This window comes from Neosynechococcus sphagnicola sy1 (assembly GCF_000775285.1).
Lineage (GTDB): Bacteria > Cyanobacteriota > Cyanobacteriia > Neosynechococcales > Neosynechococcaceae > Neosynechococcus > Neosynechococcus sphagnicola.
Genome location: NZ_JJML01000050.1, coordinates 1 through 25,369 on the forward strand (window position 1 = coordinate 1; position 25,369 = coordinate 25,369).

At 52.3% G+C, this 25,369-nt stretch carries 16 protein-coding genes, 1 tRNA gene and 4 pseudogenes; 12 read left to right on the forward strand and 9 right to left on the reverse strand.

Annotated elements, in window-relative coordinates:
• A partial coding sequence (locus DO97_RS16950) for a transposase (protein WP_204368710.1) occupies window positions 1-302 on the forward strand: 302 nt, incomplete at its 5' end.
• Between the two features lie 504 nt (window positions 303-806).
• Here DO97_RS16950 and DO97_RS16960 read toward each other — a convergent pair.
• Window positions 807-2,975, reverse strand: a complete 2,169-nt coding sequence (locus DO97_RS16960; protein WP_052128887.1) for a transglycosylase domain-containing protein — start codon at window positions 2,973-2,975, stop codon at window positions 807-809.
• 342 nt (window positions 2,976-3,317) lie between these two features.
• Here DO97_RS16960 and DO97_RS16965 point away from each other — a divergent pair, with 342 nt between their 5' ends.
• The 3 genes from DO97_RS16965 (at window position 3,318) to DO97_RS16975 (ending at window position 5,687) form a co-directional block, all read left to right on the forward strand.
• Entirely contained in the window at window positions 3,318-4,676 is a 1,359-nt protein-coding gene (locus DO97_RS16965; protein WP_239651820.1) for a sensor histidine kinase, read from the forward strand.
• A gap of 146 nt (window positions 4,677-4,822) precedes the next feature.
• On the forward strand, window positions 4,823-5,158 hold the full coding sequence (gene psb28 / locus DO97_RS16970) for a photosystem II reaction center protein Psb28 (RefSeq protein ID WP_036535718.1): 336 nt from the start codon (window positions 4,823-4,825) through the stop codon (window positions 5,156-5,158).
• A gap of 22 nt (window positions 5,159-5,180) precedes the next feature.
• The gene (locus DO97_RS16975; protein WP_036535740.1) at window positions 5,181-5,687 is read left to right on the forward strand and encodes a MogA/MoaB family molybdenum cofactor biosynthesis protein; all 507 of its coding nucleotides are present in this window, start codon (window positions 5,181-5,183) and stop codon (window positions 5,685-5,687) included.
• 93 nt (window positions 5,688-5,780) lie between these two features.
• Here DO97_RS16975 and ctpB read toward each other — a convergent pair whose 3' ends face one another.
• From ctpB to DO97_RS26925, 3 genes and pseudogenes are all read right to left on the reverse strand, one after another.
• Window positions 5,781-7,094 (reverse strand): carboxyl-terminal processing protease CtpB, encoded by a 1,314-nt coding sequence (ctpB, locus tag DO97_RS16980; RefSeq protein ID WP_036535720.1) that lies wholly within the window; start codon window positions 7,092-7,094, stop codon window positions 5,781-5,783.
• A gap of 417 nt (window positions 7,095-7,511) precedes the next feature.
• Window positions 7,512-9,864 (reverse strand): annotated as a pseudogene (gene recJ, locus DO97_RS31425) (single-stranded-DNA-specific exonuclease RecJ).
• 49 nt (window positions 9,865-9,913) lie between these two features.
• Window positions 9,914-10,438 (reverse strand): annotated as a pseudogene (locus tag DO97_RS26925) (transposase); the annotation flags it as partial.
• Between the two features lie 139 nt (window positions 10,439-10,577).
• On the opposite strand from DO97_RS26925, the gene DO97_RS16995 reads away from it, so the two are divergent.
• Together DO97_RS16995 and DO97_RS17000 are read left to right on the forward strand one after the other, a co-directional pair.
• Window positions 10,578-11,084 (forward strand): DUF4079 domain-containing protein, encoded by a 507-nt coding sequence (locus DO97_RS16995; protein ID WP_036535722.1) that lies wholly within the window; start codon window positions 10,578-10,580, stop codon window positions 11,082-11,084.
• A gap of 62 nt (window positions 11,085-11,146) precedes the next feature.
• Window positions 11,147-13,423: a ComEC/Rec2 family competence protein gene (locus DO97_RS17000; protein ID WP_036535725.1), complete on the forward strand. Its 2,277-nt coding sequence runs from the start codon at window positions 11,147-11,149 to the stop codon at window positions 13,421-13,423.
• Between the two features lie 50 nt (window positions 13,424-13,473).
• Here DO97_RS17000 and DO97_RS17005 read toward each other — a convergent pair whose 3' ends face one another.
• The 4 genes from DO97_RS17005 to DO97_RS17020 all read right to left on the reverse strand — a co-directional run bounded on the left by DO97_RS17005 (window position 13,474) and on the right by DO97_RS17020 (window position 18,282).
• Window positions 13,474-13,992 carry a cyclic nucleotide-binding domain-containing protein gene (locus DO97_RS17005; RefSeq protein ID WP_036535727.1) on the reverse strand — a complete coding sequence of 173 codons (519 nt, stop codon included), beginning with the start codon at window positions 13,990-13,992 and terminating at the stop codon, window positions 13,474-13,476.
• A gap of 111 nt (window positions 13,993-14,103) precedes the next feature.
• Complete coding sequence (locus tag DO97_RS17010) at window positions 14,104-14,970, reverse strand: serine/threonine-protein kinase (RefSeq protein WP_239651823.1); 867 nt, start codon at window positions 14,968-14,970, stop codon at window positions 14,104-14,106.
• Window positions 14,971-15,202: 232 nt separating this feature from the next.
• Window positions 15,203-17,455: a heavy metal translocating P-type ATPase gene (locus DO97_RS17015; protein ID WP_081980822.1), complete on the reverse strand. Its 2,253-nt coding sequence runs from the start codon at window positions 17,453-17,455 to the stop codon at window positions 15,203-15,205.
• A 74-nt stretch (window positions 17,456-17,529) separates the two neighbouring features.
• Entirely contained in the window at window positions 17,530-18,282 is a 753-nt protein-coding gene (locus DO97_RS17020) for a hypothetical protein (RefSeq protein ID WP_204368714.1), read from the reverse strand.
• Window positions 18,283-18,484: 202 nt separating this feature from the next.
• Here DO97_RS17020 and btpA point away from each other — a divergent pair, with 202 nt between their 5' ends.
• The 5 genes and pseudogenes from btpA to DO97_RS17045 all read left to right on the forward strand — a co-directional run bounded on the left by btpA (window position 18,485) and on the right by DO97_RS17045 (window position 24,100).
• The gene (gene btpA / locus DO97_RS17025; RefSeq protein WP_036535733.1) at window positions 18,485-19,306 is read left to right on the forward strand and encodes a photosystem I biogenesis protein BtpA; all 822 of its coding nucleotides are present in this window, start codon (window positions 18,485-18,487) and stop codon (window positions 19,304-19,306) included.
• A gap of 380 nt (window positions 19,307-19,686) precedes the next feature.
• Complete coding sequence (locus tag DO97_RS17030) at window positions 19,687-19,944, forward strand: thioredoxin domain-containing protein (RefSeq protein ID WP_162183021.1); 258 nt, start codon at window positions 19,687-19,689, stop codon at window positions 19,942-19,944.
• A gap of 56 nt (window positions 19,945-20,000) precedes the next feature.
• A complete protein-coding gene (locus tag DO97_RS17035; RefSeq protein ID WP_036535748.1) occupies window positions 20,001-20,933 on the forward strand; it encodes a vitamin K epoxide reductase family protein in 933 nt (310 codons plus the stop codon).
• Window positions 20,934-21,265: 332 nt separating this feature from the next.
• Window positions 21,266-22,616, forward strand: a pseudogene (rimO, locus tag DO97_RS17040) (30S ribosomal protein S12 methylthiotransferase RimO).
• Between the two features lie 56 nt (window positions 22,617-22,672).
• On the forward strand, window positions 22,673-24,100 hold the full coding sequence (locus DO97_RS17045) for a DEAD/DEAH box helicase (protein ID WP_052128892.1): 1,428 nt from the start codon (window positions 22,673-22,675) through the stop codon (window positions 24,098-24,100).
• 150 nt (window positions 24,101-24,250) lie between these two features.
• On the opposite strand, the gene DO97_RS17050 is transcribed toward DO97_RS17045, so the two are convergent.
• Window positions 24,251-24,323 (reverse strand) — tRNA-His (locus DO97_RS17050).
• A 97-nt stretch (window positions 24,324-24,420) separates the two neighbouring features.
• Here DO97_RS17050 and DO97_RS17055 point away from each other — a divergent pair.
• Window positions 24,421-25,369 (forward strand): annotated as a pseudogene (locus DO97_RS17055) (magnesium chelatase ATPase subunit I); the annotation flags it as partial.

Below are 25,369 nucleotides of genomic sequence, written 5' to 3' on the forward strand. Positions count from 1 at the left end.
GGGGTAAGCGCCCCAGCAAGCGAGGTAAACGAGTCTCTACAATCAGTGCAATCAGCCTCAAAACCGTTGTCACTAACGTAAGTATCGTCGGTTCAACCGATGGTTTGACCTTTGAAGCCTTCATTGCTCGCCACCTGGTTCCGAAACTTTGGAAAGGAGCTTGTGTGATTATGGATAACTACTCGATACACAACCATGACACGATCAGAAAGCTGATTGAGGACGTGGGTGCTAAGTTGATTTATTTACCTCCCTATTCTCCAGACTTTTCACCGATAGAAAATTGCTTCTCAAAGATTTAAAAATATTTTGCGGACGATTGGGGCACGCAGCTATCCCGATCTCGCTAATGCCATTGAAGACGCTTTTTCTCAAGTATCTTTGGAAAACCTCAAAAATTGGTTCACTCACTGTTGCTACTACGCCTCACAAGAGTGAAAAATGCTATAATACTGTTCCAGATGAAATTCAAAAAAAGCTAATGTCTCTAGTATATGGCAACAGGGCTACGGCTGAAAGATTGTTGTCCAAAGCTCGACAAACCAATCCTAATCAATCGGAAATGTGGATCTGGGAAAAAGTGATTTTCGATTTAGAACGCGATCGCCGATAACAAAAGGAATAGAGCGAAAATATATGGAACCGCTGTCAAGCCCCCTAGGGAGAAGCCGGAGCAGGTGGAGTTGTGGACTCTGGACGGGGGGGCGGGTGCTTCTGGAGCTGGCTCACTAGGAGCCACAGGTTCCGCAACCGACGGCGCAATTTGGCTGGCATCCCCCGTGGGCGACGGCGAAGAACCGGGGGTTTCAGCCGGGGGGAGGTGACCCTGAAGTGGAGCCAGATTCCGATGCGCCAGTGGCCGCTGGCGTACTGGGAGTTGCAGCGCCTCCAGAATAGTCCTGGTTGTAGTAACGATTCTCGTCAGGCGCTGTATACGGGTTATAAATGCGACTGGGTTGCACGGGCTTGACTTTAATGGTGCCCTTGCGGCCTTCTATCTGGGGCAGTTTCGGAAAGGGTTCAACGGGCATCCCTTGCACCAGTTTGTTCATAAAGACATGCCAGGTGTAGGCAGCCGTGCCACTGTACCCCCAAGTGGGTTGGTTGTTATCATTGCCCAGCCAAACCCCAGCCACGAGTTGGGGAATATAGCCCACAAACCAGAGATCACGAGCTTCTTCTGACGTTCCAGTCTTACCCGCCACCGCTCGTCCCAGTTGCGCGGCCCGTCCGGTGCCATTGTCCACCACCCCCTGTAACATCCAGGTCATGATGGCAGCGGAGTCTTTATCCAGCACCTGCTTGGGCTGCAAATTGGTCGTGTAGAGAATTTTGCCGTAGCGATCGCGAACGCGGAGAATTCCAAAGGCCGGACTATATCGCCCTTGGGCGGCCAGAGTGCCATAGGCACTGGTTAACTCCAGGAGATTGACTTCAGAGGCCCCCAGGGCCAGGGAATAGGTGGAATTTAGTTTTGACTGAATTCCCATGGCATGGGTCAGCTTCACGACGGGATCAAAGCCCACATCCAACAACAACTTGACGGCAACAATATTGATCGATTGAGCCAGGGCATCCCGCAAGGGCAACCAGCCATAATAGCCCCGGGAATAATTCTGAGGCTCATAACCATCAATGACGTAGGGGGCATCAAGATAGGTTTGATAGGGGGAAAATCCGGCGGCGATCGCCGTGGTGTAAACAAAGGTCTTAAAGGTAGAACCCGGTTGGCGTTGCGCCTGGGTGACGCGGTTGAACTGACTCTTGCCAAAATCATTGCCCCCCACCATGGCCTTGATTTCTCCATTGCGAGGGTCAATCGCCACCAAAGCCGCCTGGCTAAACCCTTCAGCGGGGCCATCCACCGTAATTGCTTGTTGCACTGCCTGCTCTGCTGCCCGTTGCCATTTGGGATTCAGGGTAGTTTCTACGGTTAAACCGCCCAATTCCAGGACATCCGGGGCAACCAGCTTCGGTAACTGCTTCAGAATATAGGAGGTGAAATAGGGTGCTTCGGTGTGGAGTCGCCGCGGCAGGCTGGGCTTCAGCCCTAGGGGAGAGGCAGTAGCAATCGCCGCCGTTTCAGGGGTAATAAAACCAGCTTCCTGCATCCGTGACAACACTACATTGCGCCGCCTCAGGGCTAGGTCAGGGTTGACCAGAGGAGAGTAATCACTGGGTGCTGGCGCTAATCCCGCAATCAAGGCGGCTTCGGGCAGGGTGAGCTGATCCACTGTTTTACTAAAGTAAACCCAGGCAGCGTCCGCAACCCCATAGGCACCAGAACCAAGGTAGACCAGGTTGAGGTAGTATTCTAGGATTTTAGGTTTATCAATCTCCCGCTCGATTTTCTGAGCCAGGAGGGCTTCCCGGACTTTCCGCCAAGCGGTACGTTCTTGATTGAGAAACACAATCCGTGCCAGTTGCTGGGTGATGGTGCTCCCCCCCTCCACCAGTTCATGAGCCTGAATATTCGCAGCGATCGCCCGCGCAATTCCCAGATAATCAACGCCATTATGGTCATAGAAGCGGCGGTCTTCTGAGGCAATGAATGCCTGAATCAAAGGTGGGGGGATGGCGGCGATCGCCAGATTATCGCGGGTCGCTGGGCCGAGCTGCTGCAAAACCGAGCCATCATCGGCTTTGATGGTCAGCGTCCCCTCTCGCACGAAGGTAAATACTTCGCGGGCATCTGGTAAGTCTTGCTCTAACGTCCACAAACCCCAAGCCCCAGCAGCCACACCGCTCCCAACGATGACACCAATCCAGAGGAGGGGATGGCGGTATAAAGGTTTACGAGCTTTTGCGGCGGACACTAAGTCCACAGCCGGAGGAGTAGATCGACCTCGAGACAACCGCCAGAAAAAGCCTCTCCGGCGTTGCCGGGGGGGGGTAGTGGGATGACCAATCGGGGGGGTACCTAAGGCTGTGGGTTGAGTTGCTGTGGAATTGGGTTCACCAGCCGATGATTCCATAGGCTTTGAGTCAGGTTTCGCCACGATCTCCTCTCACGTAACAACTCAAATTTCCCTTCGTCTGATCTTAGGATATTTCTTCTCGAAGAACCGGGATCTAGGGCAGAGATCCCTCAGTACCGATCAGGAGGCCGGTAGGGGCTGAATCGTTCCACGGAATTCAGGGCTGGTGCGGCACCGAGTGGGAACCGCAATCACGGACATCGCTTTATATTTAAATTTGAAAATGACTTTAGATCATCTCCTGGATAACCGATGCCTCAGTTTTGGCAGATTGATAGTTGGCTGCGCCGATACGCTCCCTGGAGGCAGCTAGCCAATTTATCTTCGTTGCAAGGGAGGATGACCCTGGGCATTGCTGGTTTTTTCCTGGTGGGATTGGGGAGTATTGCCCTCTGGACCAACTGGCAGATGCAGCAAATCTTGATTGTGACCCACAAGCAACAGATTGAATACCTGGCAGGCCGCTTTCCCAGAGATGTGGAACTCTACAGTGAAATGTTGCCCTTAGAGGTCGGTTTGCAGCGCACCATTGACAGCCTTTCAACCCCGAGTTTATTGATCTGGGTGAAGCAGCCCAATGGCAAAATAGTGGCGGAGTCAGCCGCCTTCAAGATCTCGTCAACCCTTTCCATGGCGTTGATGTCCCTGACGGAGATGCCGATCAGAGCAGAACTCTATCCCGTCCGAGATCGCTATCTGGTGTTATGTGGGCAACCGCTGACCGTTCGGGGGGTTGCCCTGGGGCAGGTCTACATTGCTCAGGATGTCACCCCCGATCAGCTGCGATTGATGGCAGGGGTGCGGAGTTTAATCCTGATTAGTCTGCTGACAATTGGGGGTACGACCCTGGCGATCGCCCTCTATATTCGGCAATCTCTCCAACCCCTGCGGCAGATCAGCCAATTGGCGGGGGCAATTTCAGCCAAGGATTTGGGGCAGGCGAAGTTGCAATTGAGTCATGCCCCCGATGAAGTTCGGGAACTGGCACAAACCTTTGAACACATGTTGTCTCGGTTATCCGAAGCCTGGGAACAACAACAGCAATTCGTCGGCAATATTTCCCACGAGCTGCGCACCCCCCTGACGATTGTCCTGGGTTATCTCCAAAGTTTGCTCCGGCGCAGTAGCAATTTTAGCCCCACCCAACAGGAAGCACTGGAGACGGCTGTAGCTGAAACAGAACGCACGGTAAGGCTGCTCGAGGATCTGCTGGCCTTGGCTCGGGTGGATAGCGGTTATATGCACTACCATCTGGAGCCAGTGGCGTTGAATAGCTTGATCTGGGAAATTGCTGGGATGGCTGAAAGATTCAGTAATCGCCAGATCGAGGTCACAGCTTCTGTGGAAGATATTTGGATCACGGTGGATCGCGATCGCTTGCAACAAGTATTCATTAATCTGATTGACAACGCCGTCAAGTACTCCCATCCCGATCAACCCATTGGTGTGACCCTGACCCACACAGAGCAGCAGGTTGAGATTGCCATCGGCGATCGCGGCTGTGGCATTCCCCTCAACCAACAGTCGCGGATTTTTGAGCGGTTTTACCGGGCGGATGCCGCCCGCTCTCGCAGTACCGGGGGGGTGGGATTGGGACTCTCAATTGTGAAAACCCTGGTGGAAGGCATGGGCGGTCAGGTCAGGGTGAGATCGCAGCCCGATCAAGGCAGTACTTTTACGGTGATCTTCCCCCTCTAGGCAGCAGCGACCCACAGCCAGCTCCTGGGAGGACAGGAGGAGCCGTCATCCAGTAACACCCACCCCAACGGGGAATCCGGTGAGGGAGTGAGAAAAACGATTACAGTAAGAAAAGTTAAATCTTTTTGAGTACTGATTTCAAGCCCATGGCAGAAATTCAATTTTCCCGTGGACTCCGGGAGGACGTAATTCCCGAAGTCCGTCTGACCCGTGCCCGCAATGGGGGAAGTGGTACGGCAACCTTTTATTTTCAAAATCCCGGTGCCTTGAGCAATACAAATACGGAAGAGATCACGGGCATGTACCTGATCGATGAAGAAGGTGAGCTGGCGACACGGGAAGTCAAAGCCAAATTTATTAATGGTCAACCCGCTGCCCTGGAAGCCCTCTATCTGATGAAAACCGCCGATGAGTGGGAACGATTCATGCGGTTTATGGAGCGCTACGCCAACGAACATGGCTTAGGTTTTAGTCAGTCCTAGCATCCGCTCTTGAGTCACTGTGATAGCCCCAATTCCCCATCCTGACGATGCTCCTGGTATCCGCCTCTCCACTGCCGTGATCACTGTCAGTGATACCCGCACCCCCGATACCGATCACAGTGGACAACTGATGCAGCAATTGCTGCGTCAGGCAGGCCATGGGGTGACGTGCTATCAAATTCTCCCGGATGAACCTCTCCAGATCCAGGCTCAACTCACCGCCTTAACGGCAGATCCAGCGTTGGTGGCGATTCTCTGCAATGGCGGTACGGGGATTGCGCCCCGGGATACCACCTACGATGCGATCGCAGCCTTGCTGGAGAAGCAACTTCCTGGCTTTGGAGAACTCTTTCGTTGGCTGAGCTTTCAGGAAATTGGCTCCCGAGCGATCGCCTCTCGGGCGGTAGCTGGTCTCTATCGCAGCAAGCTGATCTTCGCCCTCCCTGGTTCTACCAAGGCCGTGCGTCTGGGGATGGAGCAATTGATTCTGCCAGAACTGGTTCACCTGAGCCAGCAAGTGCGGAGCTAAGGCTCACCCTGGTGCTGGAAAATCGCCCATAAAATGGCGCTCTGAGGAGCGCCACGAGTAACTACGGGTAACTGCCTAAACCAAACCTAGGGGCTAATTGCTGGCACTTTTGGCAGGTTTTGGCCCACTGGGTTTTAGGACTGCGGGTTGCTCTAAGACCGAGATCGCCTGAGCATACTGGGGATCTTCCTTGGTTCCAATGAGCTTGGGATTGGTGGACAAGGTTTGCCGTTGCGCTTCTGTCAACTCCACTTTGACATCGGGGGCAATGCCCTTGTGGCTAATATCAGTACCGTTGGGCGTGTAGTAGTGGGCAATGGTCACGGCTAAACCAGAGCCGTCGGATAACTCATGCACCGATTGCACCAAGGCTTTCCCAAAGGTTTGGGTACCGACGACCGCCGCTCGATTATTGTCCTTGAGAGCACCGGTTAAGATTTCGCTGGAACTCGCCGAGTTACCATCTACCAGTATCGCCAGGGGTAAATCGGTCAAGGCTGTCCGATTGGTTGAGATTTCTTCATTGTTGCCCCGGCGATCGACAGTGCGGACAATGGTGCCAGTCTCTAGCCACATCCGGGTAATTTCCACACTGGCTTGCAGCAAGCCACCGGGATTGCCCCGCAAATCCAAGACAAATGCCTCGGCATTTTGAGACTTCAGATTTTGAATTGCCCGTTGCATTTGCTCTGCGGCATGGGAACTAAACTCACTGAGGCGAATATAGCCCACGCGAACATTACCTTCTTGGTTGAGGGAGTAGCGAACCGTCGGTAGTTCAATCCGCTCCCGCATGAGGATCTGGTTAATATCTTCACCGGATCGCATGATCCGCAGCGTCACCTTGGTGCCAACTTCACCCCGGATCAGGTTGGACGCATCTTCCACAGACAACCCAAAGGTCGGCTTGCCATCAATCGCCAGAATTTGGTCACCTGGTTTAATCCCAGCCTTGGCAGCGGGGGAATTGTCAATGGGTTCCACCACCGTGAGAATTTTGGATTTACCATCCACCTCCAAGCGGATGCCGACACCAGATAATTCCCCAGCAGTTTGGTTGCTCAGCGCCTCATACTGCTTGGGGTCCATAAAGCGAGTGTAGGGATCCCCCAGCTTCTCAAGCGCTGCCTTCAAAGCTACGTAGGCTTGTTCACGGGTAGTGTAGTTTTTGCTCAGGAGACTCTGGCGTACAGCCTGCCAGTCCACTTGATTGAAGGTACCATCTACATACTCGCGGTTGACGATTTGCCAAGCTTCATCAACAACGGTTTTGGGGCTATCTTGGAGAGCGGCTCTCACAGAGCGGCTCAGACCAGGGCCAAATAAAGTCAGCGTCACGGTTGTTGCAACGGCACCACCAAAGAGGGCGGCTTGCAGGAAGGGAAAGCGCTTAGAGGTTCGGTTCATTGAGGACTAATGCTTAAAATAAATGAACTGAAGGGCAATAGAACGAATCCTAAATCAGCGGAGGATTCTGGCAACATCTGGATTCCTGTCTGCCAAAACAAGCTGAAGCGGACTGACACCTCACACCTACCAAAAGTTAGCTTCAGAATACTGAGGTTCCCAAATCTAACTGCGGCAGCCCTATGACAGTTTAACAAGTGTCTGGGAGTTAAGCCGTCTCCTCAACTCTGAAGGTCTCACCGATGCCCGTCGGCGTGACTGGAATCTCTCTACTTGCGCGGGTTGGGAGTCAAAGGTTGCAACAGCAGCGTTGGCAATCTTCTACTTCCCTTGAGTTTAGCTTAAGCAATTGTTAGAGTTCTGTCACAAATGACACGGGTTGTTTGTGACTCGAGGTGAGTCGAGACTTGACAGATGTCATGGGGCGATCGCTTGGATATTGGCCAAGGGGAGCTGGAAAAAATACTGCTGGCGGAACTGGGCTTCACGGACGGCACTCAGGAATTGGGTGAGGACAGTGGGGAGGACTTGACCATTGAGCTGATACCCCATGACGTGGATGTTTTGGTCGGATACAACGATCTCAAACCCTAACTCATACAACGTCTGCAAGCCCAAATCCAGAAGTTGGGGACTGATATTGAGTTTCTGACACAGTTGGGAACGGGTGGCAGAGTGCCCCGTGCGAAGTAGATATTTGACGACTCCCACCAATTGTTGAAATAACTGCTCCGGGGGAGGACAGTCAGGTTCTCCATAGGCGATCGCCAAGGGTTGGGATGCTTGCAGCGCCCGGTGGCACCAAACTTGTAGCTCATCCCAATTGCTAGGACAGGTCTTCAAAACCAAAGGCGCTGGCTGGGATTGGGGGTTCCCAGGGGAGGGAGCATGGGGGGAGCGCCAATCTAGAATCGAAGGGCGAGGCAAGGTTGGGAGCTGGGTTGCCAACCCACAGGAACGAACCGCTATCAGACGTATTTCATAGTGGGGTTTTTTGCGTTGTCGCTGGCTGGTGAAGGAGTTGTAATCCAGTTCTACAATCAGATCGCAGCGTCCTGGGGGGAGATCTCCCTTACCATGTCCCCACCACAGACCCGGGAATCCCTGATCAGTGGAGTCATCTCGGAGCATGAATTCCGTTTTTAGGAACCGGACTTCCTGGTTCTTGGCATCTCGGAGATTCCGATGCCAAACTTGCTCAAACCAGCAATTGGCAAGATATAGCCGGGGAATGGGATTTCCCATCCCACAGGGTTCGAGTAATTTCAGGGCTTTAAATAGGTCTTTGCCCCCATCCTGGTTCAAATCAGCAACAGTGACGCTCAGATCGGCGGTTAGCACCGGGGGAGAGAGATGGATCACCTGCTGTCGCATCTGCCGATTAATCGCCTCGGTAAATAGGGACAGGTTGTCTAGGGGCAGGCTGAGTCCTAAGGCAAAGGGATGCCCGCCAAAGCTGTGGAGCAAATGCTCCTGCCCTTGCACCAAGGTATAGAGATCTAACTGATTGACCGATCTTGCTGACCCTCTTGCCAGACGGGGAGATGCATTACCGGTCACATTGTCTTCTCTTTCCGTACTCAGAAGGATCGTGGGGCGACCATAGGCTTGAGCCATCTGCCCCGCCACCAGCCCGAGGACCCCCACAGGCCACTGGTCATCCACCAAGACAATGACGTGAGTCGTAGAGAGATCCAAATGGGCCAGTTTGGCTATCACCTGCTGTGCGACTTGCCGCTGTAACCCCTGGCGGCGGGTATTGGCTAATTCTGTTTCCTCTGCCAGGGTGGTGCAACGCTCCACATCCTGGCTGGTGAGTAACTCCACACAAAAGCGGGCATTTCCATAGATGCGGCTAACCGCATTGATCCGAGGTCCAAGACCAAAGGAAATATCGGTGGGGCGATCGCCACTGCGTTTACAGAGTTCGAGCAATTTAGCTACCCCTGGTCGCGTTGTGGTAGATAGACTTGCCTGTTTCTGCAATTGGACAATCCCTCGCTGGGCAAGATAGCGGCAATACCCCCGTCATCTGCACCAGATCGGCAACCAGGCCAATGGCCACTAGATCTAAGAGCGACTCTAAGGCATCGGGGGGCATTGACCGGATTTCATAGAGAGCCTCTATTAATTTGTAAGCCACAGCGACACCGGACAGATGGGCCAGGGGATGGGTCGGGGGGAAGGAACGGGGGTTCAGAATCGCCGTCACAGGGGGGCGCTCAGGAGACAGGGTATGGTGATCGGTAATGATCACATCAATGCCCATCAGGCGGGCATAGGCAATTTCCTTGAGGTTAGTGCTGCCGGTGTCACAGGTAACGATCAATTGGCAACCTTGGGTCTGTAATTGATCGATGCCCTGGCAAGATAACCCATGGGATTCTGTCAGTCGATTGGGAAGGAAATAACTCAGACAGCGATCTGGCTCCAAGAACCTGCCCAGTCCTTCCCAGAGCACAGCGGTGGCTGTCAGCCCATCGGCATCAAAATCTCCCCAGATCACTACCCTTTGTTGTTGATCGACTGCCTGCTGAAGGCGATCCACCGCCCATTGCATTTCCGATCCAAATTCCCAGGGGCTAGCTGGTTGGTAATGGTCAGGATCGAGAAAGCATTGCAACTGGTCATTGGTTTGAATGCCTCGCTGCCACAGCAGCATAGCGGCTTGAGGGTTTGCCACAGCGGTTTGGTGTCTGACCGCTGCGACAAACCACGGCGGTGGATCAACAGCAGAATAAATATCCCAGTCCGGAACTTGTTCTGGCATCTAAATGCTCTGTTAACTTGGAGTTAGAGGCTATTTATAAAGTAAATCTTTAGGCGGTTAATCGTCGCAGCATAATCCGCGCCATTGCCGCATAAATGGCAGTCTCACTCATTTCCGGCAACCGCTCATAATCTTTGCTCAGCCGCCGAAACCAATTGAGCCATCCAAATGTCCGCTCCAGCACCCAGCGCTTGGGCAACCGCTCAAAGTACTCGGTGAGCTTTTGCCTCCCCTCCACCCGAACTTGCAGCATCAACCCCACGACGAGGGCAAACGTATCCCCTCTATCCCCTGCATCTACCCATCATACTTCCACCTGCTCAAGCACTTCGGGATGCTCTGCCACTAACTCCATCAGGGCATACGCCCCTAAGACCCGTTCCCCCATTCGCTTCGGCAACAACAACTTTCAACAGCAGTCCCAGACTATCCACAATCACCTGCCGCTTGCGCTCTTTCACCCCCTTACCGCCATCAAACCCTTACACCTCCCCTTTGTTCCCGCCGTTTTCTCCGACTGGCTATCGGCTGCAATCGCTGTGGGTTGCGGGCATTTGCCCATCTGCTCTCGCACATTGGCTATAAAACGATCGCAACGCTACAAACAGGAGTTGTGCAGTTATCTAAAACACCAGATAGCGAGGTAGATATCCGCTAAATTGAGGTCAATGTCTGATTCCAGACCTACTTTATGAAGTAATTGCCAGAACCTTATGGATAGTTTCAGTGAGCAATTGAGTGCAGGATTAGAACCCATTGCATCATGGTTTCGTAATTTAGGCGTTCCAGAACCAATTGTCCATTGGGGACACCCAGTAATGATGGGAATTGTTGTGTTAGTCATGGGCAGCTTTGTCGGTCTGGCCGGCTGGCGGGGACGATTGATCACCGATGAGGCAGCAGCCAGTCAAAGTCGAGCTGATCATCGGCAGTTAGCTCCCTTAATGACACTATTTATGACCCTCGGTTATACGGGAGGAGTGTTGTCTCTGGTGATGCAAAAACACCCGATTTTACAAAGTCCTCATTTCTGGACAGGTTCGCTTGCCCTCCTACTTCTGGGAATCAATGGTGCGATCGCAGGGTGGGGATTTGGGCAAAAACAGGGCGTTGATACCGGAGCAGGCTGGCGTACCTTTCATGCCTATCTGGGTAGCACAGCGCTCTGCTTATTGTTGATTCATGCTGCCTTCGGTTTAAAGTTGGGGCTATCCATCTAACCGCTTGAACAAACTATCCATTGGTTTGGGGCCACGCTGATCTTCCGCTTTCACCTGCTTCCATGCACCCTGCAACTGGAATGATACTTTGTCTGGCCTATGTCCTGGGTTTGCTGGCAACAGCTATTCCCTGGGGAGGATATGGTTGTTTAGGGCTGGGGTTGGCTGCGGCAGTGCTGCTGCCTCGGTTGTGGCGTACAGGTCCCAAGAGGTGGCTATGGTTGATTGCAGGAACTCTGGGCCTGATCGCTAGCCTGTACCTGCATCTGCGAGTACCTCATCCGGGAGCAACTGATATCAGCCGATTGATTCAGCAACCTGGAGACAGTCATCGTCCTCCAGTGGTAACGGTTCAAGGCGTGGTTGAAAGCCTACCAAGGCTAACCCGGAGTCAAAAGGCTCAATTTTGGCTCCGAACCAGTCAGTTCGGCCCAGTCGATACTGGTCAGCCGACCACAGGCAGAGTTTACACGACGGTTCCCCTCCTCCAAGCAACGGGGATCAATCCTGGACAGAGGGTGACCGTTACGGGAACCATGTACCAACCCAAATCCAATCCCGGACAATGCGTGTTTGATTTCAAGGATTACCTGGGACAGGAAGGATCATTTGCTGGATTGGTAGGGCAAAAGCTGGAACCCACTGAGAGAGGGCAAAACGATCGCCACTGGGGATGGTGGAGTATACGCCAACGGATTGTGCAGTCCCAAGTTCGTTGGCTCAATGTGCCAGCTGGCCCCCTAGTGAGTGCGATGGTGCTGGGGGGACGAGCGGTGGACTTGCCATTTGAAATCCGAGATTGCTTTGTCCGAGTGGGCTTGGCCCATGCCCTGGCTGCATCGGGCTTTCAGGTGTCGTTGATTTTAGGTGTGGTGTTGGCACTGACACAGCAATTCACCCCTCGGGTGCAGTTTGGTTTGGGTGCAGCAGCAAATTTATTATTCGTGGGCTTGGCTGGGCCTTCTCCATCGGTACTGCGAGCCGCCGTCATGGGATTTGCCGTGTTACTGGGAGTTCTAAGCGATCGTAAGATCAAACCACTGGCATCTCTGGTGGTAGCAGCCACCCTGTTGTTATTGTTAAATCCCCTGTGGATATGGGATCTGGGATTTCAACTGAGTTTTGCAGCCACCCTGGGATTGTTAGTGACGGTTCCTCCCCTGATGCAGGGATTGGATTGGATGCCGCCGGGAATCGCCAGTTTAATGGCAGTTCCCATTGCCGCTACGATTTGGACACTACCGATTCAGATTTATGCCTTCTGCCTGATCTCGCCCTACTGCATTCTGGCCAATATTATCTCGGTGCCCTTGATTTCAATGATCAGTCTGGGGGGGTTTGTTAGTAGCATGGCGAGCCTCATCTGGCCTGTGGCTGGCAGTGGGCTGGCTTGGTTTCTGTACTACCCTGCCCACTTATTGATCGAGTTGGTGAATTTCTTTTGTCAGTTACCGGGTAACTCCGTCTCCATCGGGACGATTTCGATCGCGCAATTGTTGGGTCTCTATGGGTTGATTAGTCTTGTGTGGCTGCATTCCTGGTGGCAGCGCCGCTGGTGGTTGGCGGCGGCCTTGTCTGTGGGATTGGTGGTGGCACCTGTTTTGAGTACTCAGGCCACCCTAGCCCGTGTAACTGTATTGTCTACCCCTACTCCCGTTGTCGTGATTCAAAATCGAGGAAAAGTGACTCTGATCAATGCTGGCAACCAGAATAGTGCCGTGTTTACAGTTATGCCCTTTCTCCAGCAACAAGGGATTAATCAAATTGACTGGGCGATCGCCACAGACTTAGCAGCTCGCCCCAACAGCGGTTGGCTAGATATCGTCAAGCACTTACCGATTCGCAATTTCTTTGCCGATCAGACTCCCTTCCCGAAAGCCATCCAAGCACAGCAGCTACAGCAACGGGTGCAAGCTCGTCAAGGCACCTATCAGACATTGGCCATTGAGCAGGATATTCAAGCCGGGGATGTAAGACTCCACATCTCCTCCTCACCCCAGCGGTGGCTCCAGTTCAAATTTCAGGAGCAGTCCTGGATCCTGCTGCCTCGCAAGACAAGTTCAAAGCAACAGCTACAGCCTTTGCAAAACGCCACTGCCTTCCCTCAGTCTGCAGTCCTGGTCTGGTCTGGGCAGATGCTCCACCCAGAGTTTCTGGCTCAATTCCATCCAGTAGCGGCGATCGCGACTGGGTCGGTTGAAGCTAAAACTTCTGCCCAGTTGGCAGCGCTGCAAATCCCTTTATATAAAACCACCGTGAGTGGAGCCATTCAATGGACACGCCTCAGTGATCTAGAGCCTAGTACTGAGGCACTAGATCAGGAAAATGTTTTGCCATAGAACCATCAGGGGAGGTTGCCCAAGTGTCCCCCTCTAATTCCGGTAGGAACTTAGTGTAGAACTAATTGCAAACTAATGGCAGTGATGACTAGCAAGACAATGGGAATGGCGATCGCTGCCATGCCATTGTGACTTTTAACCACGCGTGACTCATGGGCAATCACCGCCTTCTTAATCTTCTCATGCATCTCTTCCCGGAGTTTTTCCATGGTGGATTCTAGGTCATCACCTCCGTAAAGCTTACGGAGGTGATTAAAGACATCCCTTGCCAGGATCAAACTATTTTCTGGGTGTTGAAAGAGCATATCAACGATTTCATCATGGGTAAACATCGTAATTCGAACGGTATCACTTGCACGAGCTGTTGAAGTTCGAGGCTTACCATCAATCAGTTCTACTTCCCCAAAAACTTTTCCAGGTACCAACACACTGGAGACTTGAGTTCCTGTTTCCGGATAGGTGTCGAGGATTTCAACCGACCCTGATTTAATTACATAAATATACTCACTGGGATCGCCCGCCGCATAGATAATATCACCGGGGTAAAAAGGTTTTTTTGTCCATACAATCTACGAACAAGTAGTGGTAATTTACTGTTTAATACAATTGCTATTTATTGTCTAATGCGAGATTACCAAGCATCAATGATCCCACCATCCATGGCAGCATCTGAGAACCAATTATGAGTTGTGACTGGGGCGACGATAACGGCGTAACTGATCGGCAAGCAAATCTACATGGAGTTCACCCATGCCCATCAGCATTTCCTGGGCAGTTTGATAGCGAGCTTTCCAGTCAGACTGTATGGCTTTTTCCAGAACCAATGCTAGGGTGTTACTGATCTTGAGTTTGTCAGATTGCCATAACATTTGACCTGTTTTAGGATCTCGCGGCAACAGATCCGAAGGCTGACCCGTCATTAAATATATTGCTGTCATTCCTAAGCCGTAGAGATCACTGGCATAGGTAGGACTTCCCTCTGCTTGTTCAGGAGCCATGAAACCAGGAGACCCTACAATTTTAATTTGCTTTTGTTCTCCCTGAAACATCGTTTCTTTGACAGCACCAAAATCAATCAAGATTGTTTTAGTATCTCGTTTGCGAATCATAATATTAGCAGGCTTAATATCCCGGTGAATAATGCCTTTACTATGAACATAGTCCAGAACCTTCAGCACATTTGCCAAGATATCAATAACAAACTTCTCGCTCAGAGTTCCCTCTCGGAGGAGGGTATTTTCTAGGGTCTGCCCATCAATCAGTTCTTGCACAAGATAAAACTTTTCAGATTCCTCAAAGTAGGCATACAACTGAGGGATTTGATCAGTACCAGAACTCAATTCTTCCAAAAGGGCAGCTTCCCGCTGGAATCGCTCCTTCACCAGTTGATAGATCGCTGGGTTATTGGTGATCGGTTTGAGTTGCTTAATGACACAGGCTCGCTTAGAGGGCATATAGGTGTCCTCTGCCAGCATGGTGACGCCAAACCCTCCCTTACCCAACGGAGAAATCAGGCGATAGCGGTTGTTCAAAAGCGTCGATGTCATGCGAATCCCTGGATAAAATTGAAGAGACCCAATCATTACAATTGATCTAGTTTTTTTGTCAGAAGCATAACACAGTTGGGCAAAGGAGATCCTTGAGAACCCTAGACACTTCAAGGGAAATTTTCTAGAAGCTCCGGAGCCAACAACGACCATAGCAATCACCGTCCCAGCAAGATTAAACACAAAGCTTTCCCAGAACCCTTTCCCCAACTTCTCTTCAATCTCGCAACCCCTACATGAAAGCCAAGGTCGTGTTACCCGCGCTGATGGGAATTGCTTCTAATTTGGGCTGGGCTTGCTCATCCGCGCCAGCTAATGGTCGCAGCCCATTGAGTTCAGCTAAGATACCTGCACCGTTGAGAATGATCACCGCCAGCACAGGATCAAGGGTGAGGAATACACCTGCCAATACCACAGCCAGGTTAGGAATTGCTACTAAGCTAACATTCTGATGGACAATCTCCATCGCTTGTTTTGCAATCACAATGGCTTGGAGCACCCCTCGCAGATCATTATCCAGGAGCACAATGTCAGCGGTTTGACTGGCAACATCACTGCTATCTGCCAAGGAAAGTGAGACATCGGCATAGGCTAGCGCAGCAGAATCATTAATCCCATCCCCAATGTAAGCAACGGTTTTCCCAGCCTCCCGAAGGGCGCGAACCACTTCTACTTTTTTCTCAGGTAGGGCTTCTGCATACACTTGGTTGGGGCTGAACCCGAGTCGTATGGCCACCGCAGTGGCGGCAGCAGTGTGATCTCCAGTTAGCATATGGGATTCAATGCCATGGCTTGCCAAAGTTGCAACAATTCCAGCACTTTCAGGACGCAGGGGATTGGTGAGCGAAATCACCCCCATGAGTTCCCCATCCCTTGCCACGTAAACTAGAGAATTGCTCCCCAACTTGAGATGTAGATGTTTTTGATGAAACTCCGAGAGATCCAAACCGAATTGTTGTAAAAATCGTCCGCTACCGACCAAAATTGGGTGACCGTCGATCTGGGCGACCACCCCTAAACCTGGGATATAGTCCCAGGTTTCGCAGTGCAGGTTGGAAGCAACTCCATATTCCTCCGCATGGTGAACAATGGCGATCGCAGCTGGTTGAGCCAAACCCTGATTGACGGAGGCAGCCAGCGTTAGCATTTCGAAAGGAGCGATGGCATTATCAACCGTCTGCATCCCGACCACTTCGGCCACTGCTTGGGTGAGGGTGCCTGTCTTATCGAACACAATGGTATCTACCTCTGCCAAGACTTCCAATGCCCGACCCGAACGGATATGGACACCAGAACGTTCCGCAAAGTTCAAGGCACTGAGAACCGTCGTGGCGGAAGCAATGCGGATCCCGGTGCCAAAGTCAAGTTGCAACAGGGCTAGGGCTTGGTGCCAGTTTCCGGTGACGGCAAACAGCACCCCACTCATCATCAGAATCGGCAGAATCGTGAGATTGCCCACCTCTTCGGCATAATCTGCAAGACGAGTATCGTAGACAGGAGCCTGCTGTATCAGCTCGACCACGCGCCCTACCTTGGTGTCTTTGCCAACCTGCTCTGCCAGGATTACAAGTCTGCCTCGCACCACAGCCGTTGAAGCATAAACCTGCTGATCGGGATCGCAGACGACAAGCTTCGCCTCCCCCGTTAAGGTGCGGGTATCCACCATGGCACTGCCTTCTAAAACTCGTCCATCCACGGGAATCAAATCTCCCGGATGGACTACCACCACATCTCCCGGCTGAATTGTATTCAGTGGTGATTGAACAACCATGTCATCCTGCTGGAGCCAGGCAACTTGTCCGGTCATTAAATCTAGGGACTGACGTTCACCCCCCCGTGCCGTCAGATCCCGGAGTGTCACCCCTGTTTCCCCCAAACTCAGGGCGAGAGAGGGAGCGACAAACTGGCCTTCGAGGGTATGAATCACCGTCCAGAGGGTATCTAGGACATCCAGGTTCAGGTGACGCTCATGGAAAATGGCATGGTAGGTTGACTTAAACACAGGCAACGCTGCTGTCAACACCAACCCCCCGATCACCAGTGCTGGAATTGGCCACCCGAGAGGCTCAGCCAGCAAGGCAACACTCAGACTCAGAAACGGTAGACCTAGACGCTCCAGGTAGTCAATGGTGTGAGGCTCGGGGACAGTTAAGGGCGCATTGGTGTGAAGTTCAGCCCATTGGGCCTGCTGAATACTTTGGAAGACCTGCTCTTGAATCAAGACCTCCGTCACTCGATGGGGCTCATAGTCAACCACCAGCGATCGCCCAACCGGATTAATGCGGACGCTGATCACCCCTTCCAGAGAGGTCAGTAGCGATCGCAATCTATATGTATATCCTGAGTCAAACGCCAATCGAGGAATCCAAATCCGCAAGCGCCCAATGATGGCGTGTATGACCCGATAGCCAATTCCATCGGCAGGAACTGGCAGGCTCAATGCTGAATCATTCGCCTGTAATACAACCTTCATGTCCTGTGACATTCACTGACGCTCCATCTTTGCGCTGGCTCCTAAGCCACCTAATGCCCTTATCTTAACTGAGCTTTTGCTAGATTTCAGTGTGTAGCATTGGTGAGTGTAGCCGTTATGTCAGTGGTTTGCTTTAATCGCTGAATCGCACTCAAAACAATTGCCAAGCTAACGTCTGCACTGGAGGAAGATTGATACTCAAAGGGGTTATCGAGGTCACGGATCAATAACTGCATATAGATAAAGGCAGTGAACAGGACAGCCGACTGGATGGTTTCCCGGAGCGGCTGTTCCCCGTTTAAAAACAAGAGGGCTCCAATGGTTGCAGCGGTAAACAGCTCTAGAATCGCATAGGCGGGAGGAACAAAGTTGGTCTCACGAATCACCTGAATTCGCAGCACCATCTGCCGTAGTTTTGCTTGTTCTAGTTGGAGACGACTAATCAGGGGGGGCGCACTAAACGCCTCCATCTGGGCGAACCAAGGGCTCAACCCAGCAATTCTCTGCAAGACCAACTCTGGGCTCTGTCCAGACAGAAGCCAATTGTGCAGCTCTTCCAGCAATTGGATTAAATTGCCCAGCAAGGGCTGAGGGTCATATTCAGCATGGCTACTGGCCTCGAGTGAATTGCAGTCCTGAATCGCCTCTACACTACTGCAAAGGTCAGCTGGAAGCCCCTCGCTGAGCTTATAGTCAGTCAAAATGCCAGAAAGGACAAAGGCAGTCACGAAGGTGGTGGCGGCGACGAGGGCACTGGCAAGACCGTCAAAGTCCCAACCCCTCCAACCCAGTTGATGAATCAAAAACCTCGCCAAGCAGAACAGAACTGTGAAAGGCAAGGTGAATAGGAGCAACCGCCATTTTGACCCAATCAACTCTAGATATTTTGGCATGATCCCGTTCTCTGCTGGAGGATCGCCATCGGATGTCAGAAACTGCTCCGTCCTTAGGTGGCTGATGATAGACAGGGGATTCGTCCTGAAATAAAGCTATGATTTTGATCATCGATCTTCGTAATGAGTCCGAATATCTTAAAAGAACGTGGACTTAAATCAAGTATTCAAAACCCCGAATCCCGTTATTGGTGTTGTTCATCTTCTCCCCTTACCCACCTCACCCCAATGGGGAGGTAGCCTCAAGGCTGTCATTGACCGCGCTGAACAGGAGGCAACTGCCCTCGCATCTGGTGGCGTCAATGGCATTTTAGTAGAAAACTTCTTTGATGCTCCTTTTACCAAAGATCACGTCGATCCAGCAGTGGTCAGTGCCATGAGCCTGATTGTGCAACGGTTGATGCATTTGATCCCACTGCCCGTGGGCATTAATATTCTTAGAAATGATGGTCATAGTGCCTTGGCGATCGCCACCTGTGTGCGGGCAGCCTTTATCCGGGTCAATGTCTTAACTGGTGTCATGGCAACCGATCAAGGCTTGATCGAGGGACAGGCCCATCAGCTTCTCCGCTATCGTCGAGAACTGGGGAGCGATGTCAAGATTATGGCCGATGTGCTGGTCAAACATGCCCGCCCCCTCAGCGTTCCCAACTTGACCGTAGCCGTACAGGACACCATTGAGCGGGGTCTAGCCGATGCCGTGATTCTATCGGGTTGGGCAACCGGCAGCCCCCCCAATCTAGAAGACCTAGAGCTAGCGACGGCTGCAGCCAATGGCACCCCGGTTTTCATTGGTAGTGGAGCCAACTTTGAGAATATTGGCACGTTGATGCAGGCCGCTGATGGTGTCATTGTCTCCAGTTCCCTCAAGCGGCAGGGACGCCGAGGGCAGCCCATAGATCCCATTCGAGTTAGTCGTTTTGTAGAAGCGATGCACCACAGTCTCTCGGCTAAAAAAAAMCATTCCTAAGGCTCACCCTCAAAATCATCCAGCCTATCTCTCATCAGGTGCCTCGTCTCCATGAATTCCACTGAACGCTCAGGGTCAGGATGCTGGGCAAGATGCCAGGGCAAGATTACAATGAGAGCCAGGATAGCCCCTGGCGGATGAGTTGGGGCTTTTGCGTCAGGATTCCATGCTTCAACGTCTCAAATCTGTCTGTATTCATTTCCCGATGCGGTGGCTGATGCTACTGGCAACTGGTTTCGGGTTCTACGGGATCGCAACGATGCCTAATGTTTCCGCCACCATACTCCATGCGGCAGAATCGCTTCCAGGGCAAGCTGGCCCAGCGGTGACGACTACTTCCAGGCCAGCAGCCCTGGCTCTGGCACAGCACTTTAAAAACTGTGGGAGCCAAAATGTATGGGGCGTTTTGGTGTCCCCACTGCCACGCTCAAAAGCAACTCTTTGGGCAAGAGGCTCTAAAGCTGATCACGTATATTGAGTGCGACGCTCGGGGGCAAAATCCCCAGCCCCACCTCTGTCAATCTGCCAATATTCGAGCCTATCCGACCTGGGATATTCGGGGAGAATTTTTTCAGGGGGTGCAGTCCTTGGAAGCGTTGGCAGAGCTGTCTGGCTATCAAGGCGATCGCAACTTCTAGTTCAGTCCTGTCCATCATTGTTCACCTTCCCAATCTGTGACGGAGAACCTCAAACAATGCGCCGACGTTCAACCCCCTGGATTCACCGCTGGTCTCGCCCCCTCATCGGAGCCATCGCCCTTGTGGGTGCCCTAGGCACTGCTTATCTAACGATTGTTAAGCTCACCGGCGGCTCAGCAGCGTGTCCGACGGGTGGCTGCGAACAAGTGCTCAATAGCCCTTATGGCTCTGTTTTTGGCCTGCCCCTGCCCCTATTTGGCTTTGTTGCTTATCTGGGAATGGGCATTCTGGCAGTAGCCCCCCTGCTCGTGACCTCTGAGACAAATAAGGAACTGCGAACCACGCTAGAAAAATGGACGTGGCTACTGCTGTTTATCGGTGGTATCGCCATGGCAGTTTTTAGTGGCTATTTAATGTATATTTTGGCCTTCAAGCTGAAGGTACTCTGCCTCTACTGTTTAGCCTCAGCCATGCTGTCCCTAAGTTTGTTCTTCCTAGCACTTCTGGGGCACGTTTGGGAGGATGTGGGGCAACTGTTTTTTACAGGCATCGTTGTCGGCATGATCGTTTTAGTCAGCACCTTGGGGGTGTATGCCAAGGTGAATGGTAGTTCCACGGCAACATCGGGTAGCAGTCTCACGAGTCCCCCGATCACAACTACCTCTGGCCCTGCAGAACTGGCACTGGCAAAACACTTACACCAAATTGGAGCTAAAGAGTATGGGGCTTATTGGTGCCCCCATTGCTTTGAGCAAAAACTGTTGTTTGGCCAAGAAGCCAGCGCCATTGTCAACTACATTGAGTGCGATCCAAAGGGCAAGAATGGCCGTCCGGATCTGTGTCAAGCAGCCAAAATCGAGGGATTTCCCACCTGGGACATCAAAGGTCAGCGCCTCACAGGCACTCAGCCCCTCGAAACTTTAGCCCAGACATCGGGCTACCAGGGGCCGCGCAACTTTAAAAATGTCTCACCCCAGCCATCCCCCTAAGAAAAAACCGAACCCGCTGTCACAGGCTGAGAGTGAGGGAGCTTGGTGTGCCTCCCTGGGAAAGTCCGAGGAACCAGGGAGAGTCACATGTAATTCACAGAGATAAGTGTAACGTATCGTAATATTTCCATTTTTACGTTAAGATAGAAAAAAGCTGTCATTGAAGCGATTGCGACACACAGCATTCACTGAAATCTTTCAGTGAATGAAGGCGAAGGGCTAGGCCGTCGCACGGGCAAGTTGAAAGACTTGAGTGCTTACGTGATCGCTACAACTCACGACCTGACCCAGGTTTCTGTCTGTCTAAATCCACTCAACCAACTGCTGACTCTATGAGTACCAAGCCGACAATTACTGTCGCTCATTTGGGCTGCGTAAAAAAATCGAATTGATACGGAGCATATGTTGGGACTCGTGGTAGAAGCCGGTTACCCGGTTGATACCGATGAGGAATTGGCAGATTACGTGATTGTTAACACCTGTAGTTTTATCCAAGCAGCTCGGGAAGAGTCGGTGCGCACCTTGGTGGAACTAGCGGCAGCTAATAAGCGAGTGGTGATTACAGGCTGCATGGCTCAGCACTTTCAAGAGGAGCTGCTGACGGAACTGCCTGAAGCGGTGGCCATTGTCGGCACAGGGGACTATCACAAAATTGTGGAAGTCATTCAGCGGGTGGAATCAGGAGAACGTGTCCGGGCGGTTTCTCCTGAACCAACCTATATCGCTGATGAAACCACCCCCCGCTATCGCACCACCACGGAAGGAGTGGCCTACCTGCGGGTCGCGGAGGGATGCGACTATCGCTGTGCTTTCTGTATCATTCCCCATCTTCGTGGTAAACAGCGATCGCGCACGATCGAATCCATTGTCACCGAGGCTCAAAAACTGGCGGCAGAAGGGGTACAGGAGATTATCTTGATCTCTCAGATCACCACTAACTACGGCCTCGATCTCTACGGTGAGCCGAAGCTAGCAGAATTACTGTTAGCCTTGGGTACCGTTGACGTTCCCTGGATTCGTATGCACTATGCCTATCCCACGGGTTTGACACCGAAGGTGATTGCCGCCATTCAAGAAACTCCCAATTTCTTGCCCTACCTAGATTTACCCCTCCAGCACTCCCATCCAGAAGTCTTGCGAGCGATGAATCGTCCGTGGCAAGGGCAGGTTAACGATCAAGTTATTGAGCGCATTAAAACAGCACTCCCGGAGGCAGTGCTGCGAACCACCTTCATCGTGGGATTTCCCGGTGAAACGGAGGCACACTTCCAGCACTTGTTGCAATTTGTCGAGCGCCATGAGTTTGATCACGTTGGAGTCTTCACCTTTTCTCCTGAGGAAGGAACGCCAGCCTATGACTTACCCAATCAACTCTCCCAGTCGGTGATGGAATTCCGTCGAGATACCCTGATGCAACGACAGCAACCGATCTCTCTCCGGAAAAATCAGGCGCAGATTGGCAAGACCGTCGAGGTTTTAATTGAGCAAGAGCATCCAGAAACCGGTGAATTTATTGGGCGTTCGGCTCGGTTTGCACCGGAGGTCGATGGGTTGGTATATGTCCGGGGCGAAGCTCGTCTGGGAACTCTTGTACCCGTATCAATTGTAGATGCCGATATCTACGACCTCTACGGCCAGGTGGTTCCTGCGGTATCAGGTGTAGTAGCTGAAGTTTTGGGTTAGAGAGAGTTGCACGGTTTCAATTTGACGCAGATTATTCAATTTTTTGAGGACACCTAATGACACTTTCGTTTCAAAGTCTTGGTCTTTCAGATGCTCGTGTTCAACATGTGGAATCCTTAGGATTCACCGAACCTACCGCAATCCAAGCCCAAGCAATTCCCTATCTGCTGGCCGGACAGGATGTTGTGGGGCAGGCTCAAACGGGTACGGGGAAGACGGCAGCCTTTTCTCTGCCGATGCTAGAACGCCTTAACCCAAATCTACCCGTTGTCCAAGCCTTGATTCTTACCCCCACCCGTGAGTTGGCGGTACAGGTACATCAAGCAATTCGTGGCTTTAAGGGCGATGATCGGCTGCGAGTTCTGGCTATCTATGGGGGGCAGTCCATTGATCGCCAAATTATGAGCTTGCAGCGGGGAGCCCAGATCGTGGTGGGGACGCCAGGGCGGGTGTTGGACTTGCTGAGTCGTGGCGATTTAAAACTGGGTCAATTGAGCTGGTTGGTGCTGGACGAAGCCGATGAAATGCTGAACATGGGTTTCATTGATGATGTAGAGAAGATTCTCAGTCAGGCTCCGGTCGATCGCCAGACCGCATTTTTCTCAGCTACCATGCCTGCTTCGATTCGTAAGCTGGTAAGCAAATTTCTGCGATCGCCCGTCACTGTGACTGTGGAACAACCAAAATCAGCCCCAACGCGGATTAACCAAGTCACCTATATGGTTCCCCGAGGTTGGACAAAGGCACGTGCCTTGCAGCCAATCTTAGAGTTGGAAGATCCTGAATCAGCGCTGATCTTCGTGCGGACTCGCCGAACCGCCGCTGAGTTAACGAGTCAACTGCAAGCTGCGGGTCATAGTGTCGATGAATTCCACGGTGACCTGAGCCAGAGTCAACGGGAGCGGCTGTTAGAGCGGTTCCGGCAACGGCAGGTGCGGTGGGTGGTGGCAACGGATATTGCCGCCCGGGGTCTCCACGTCGATGATCTCACCCATGTCGTCAACTATGACCTGCCCGACAGTGTAGAAAACTATGTCCATCGGATTGGCCGCACCGGACGCGCTGGCAAAGAAGGCACGGCGATTTCCCTGGTTCAACCCCTGGATCGTCGCAAGCTCCGGGATATTGAATACCATGTGCGTCAGCGCTTGGAAGTTTGTCCCATCCCCACCCGCGCCCAGATTGAAACCCGCTACCTGGAAAAGCTACAAGGTAAACTCCGGGAAGCCCTAGCCGGGGAACGGATGGCCTCGTTCCTGCCCACCGTGGCTCAGTTGAGCGAAGAGTATGAACCCCATGCGATCGCAGCAGCAGCGCTACAAATGGCCTACGATCAAGCGCGTCCCCAGTGGCTCCAGGCTGAGAACTATCCTGACCCCGCCCCTGAGGAATTTGCACCCAACCGCCGCCGTCTCGACAACGCGGCGAAGCCGAAGTTAATCAAGCGGGCTGCTAGAAGCGTCGGTCAAGAATTACGAACCTGATCCGTCTGGGGGGAACCCCCCTTTTGGGATAGAACAGTGAGGTTTTTTCTTGACAAACCGATGGCTGCGTTGTTGAAACGCAGCCATTTTTACAATGGCGCAGGTATGATTCAGAGCCTCTAACTCTCTCATCCATGCATCTAATAGAAGGGCGAACGACGGGACTCGAACCCGCGAGTGGAGGAACCACAATCCTCTGCCTTAACCACTTGGCTACGCTCGCCAAAGCATTCATGATTATAGCACCCATTTCCCATGCATCCAGCGCCTCTGTGGGAGAGAATAGAGCAGGTGACTTCATTGGGCGCTTATTCTTGTCTATGCCTGTCTTGAATCGTTCGGCTACTGCCTTCCCCATGACCGCTATTGTGGGGCAGGAGGCAATCAAGTTGGCGCTGTTATTGGCTGCAATTGATCCAGGCTTGGGAGGGGTGGCGATCGCCGGTCGTCGAGGCACCGCAAAATCAGTCCTGGCAAGGGCTTTACATGCCCTACTGCCTCCCATTGAAGTGGTCGCAGGTTCGAGTTACAATACCGACCCCCATTGCCCCCAGGAGTGGGACGAGGTCACGCGCCAACTACTTGCCAGCCAGAGTAATGGCAACCGCAACCTCACCGCGATTCCCACTGAAATTATTCCCGCCCCCTTTGTGCAAATTCCCCTGGGGATCACAGAAGACCGATTGATTGGTGCGGTAGATGTCACCCAATCAATCCAGTGGGGAGAGGCGATCTTCCAACCAGGACTATTTGCCGCTGCCCATCGAGGGGTATTGTATGTCGATGAAATGAATCTGCTGGAAGATCAAACTGCAAATCTGCTGTTGAGCACCCTGACGGCAGGTCTTAACCAGATTGAACGGGAGGGGATTAGTTTTGAGCATCCCTGCCGCGCCCTGCTGATTGCCACCTACAATCCAGAAGAAGGATCGATGCGAGAGCATTTGCTGGATCGGATTGCCATCGCCCTGTCGGCAGATGCCGTTCTCGGCTTGGATGAGCGGGTACAGGCAGTTGAACAAGCCATGGGCTATGCCGACTCCCCTCAAGATTTTTTGCAACAGTACACTGAGGATCTCGATGCCCTGAAAACTCAGATTATCCTGGCACGGGAATGGTTGAAAGAGGTGCAGATCCAGTCTGACCAGATTGCCTACCTGGTGAATGAAGCCATTCGCGCTGGAGTGCAGGGGCACCGAGCTGAACTTTTGCCCTGCGAGTTGCCAAGGCCCATGCTGCTCTCAATGGACAGACTGCCGTTAATGCAGA

Bases quoted from the DNA above. Each gene is read 5' to 3' on its own strand.
- DO97_RS17015 (WP_081980822.1), bottom strand. From the start codon at position 17,455: ATGTCACAGGACATGAAGGTTGTATTACAGGCGAATGATTCAGCATTG.
- DO97_RS17045 (WP_052128892.1), top strand. From the start codon at position 22,673: ATGACACTTTCGTTTCAAAGTCTTGGTCTTTCAGATGCTCGTGTTCAA.
- DO97_RS16995 (WP_036535722.1), top strand. From the start codon at position 10,578: ATGGATAGTTTCAGTGAGCAATTGAGTGCAGGATTAGAACCCATTGCA.
- psb28 (WP_036535718.1), top strand. From the start codon at position 4,823: ATGGCAGAAATTCAATTTTCCCGTGGACTCCGGGAGGACGTAATTCCC.
- DO97_RS16960 (WP_052128887.1), bottom strand. From the start codon at position 2,975: ATGGAATCATCGGCTGGTGAACCCAATTCCACAGCAACTCAACCCACA.
- DO97_RS17000 (WP_036535725.1), top strand. From the start codon at position 11,147: ATGCACCCTGCAACTGGAATGATACTTTGTCTGGCCTATGTCCTGGGT.
- ctpB (WP_036535720.1), bottom strand. From the start codon at position 7,094: ATGAACCGAACCTCTAAGCGCTTTCCCTTCCTGCAAGCCGCCCTCTTT.
- DO97_RS17035 (WP_036535748.1), top strand. From the start codon at position 20,001: ATGCGCCGACGTTCAACCCCCTGGATTCACCGCTGGTCTCGCCCCCTC.
- DO97_RS16965 (WP_239651820.1), top strand. From the start codon at position 3,318: ATGACCCTGGGCATTGCTGGTTTTTTCCTGGTGGGATTGGGGAGTATT.
- DO97_RS17010 (WP_239651823.1), bottom strand. From the start codon at position 14,970: ATGACATCGACGCTTTTGAACAACCGCTATCGCCTGATTTCTCCGTTG.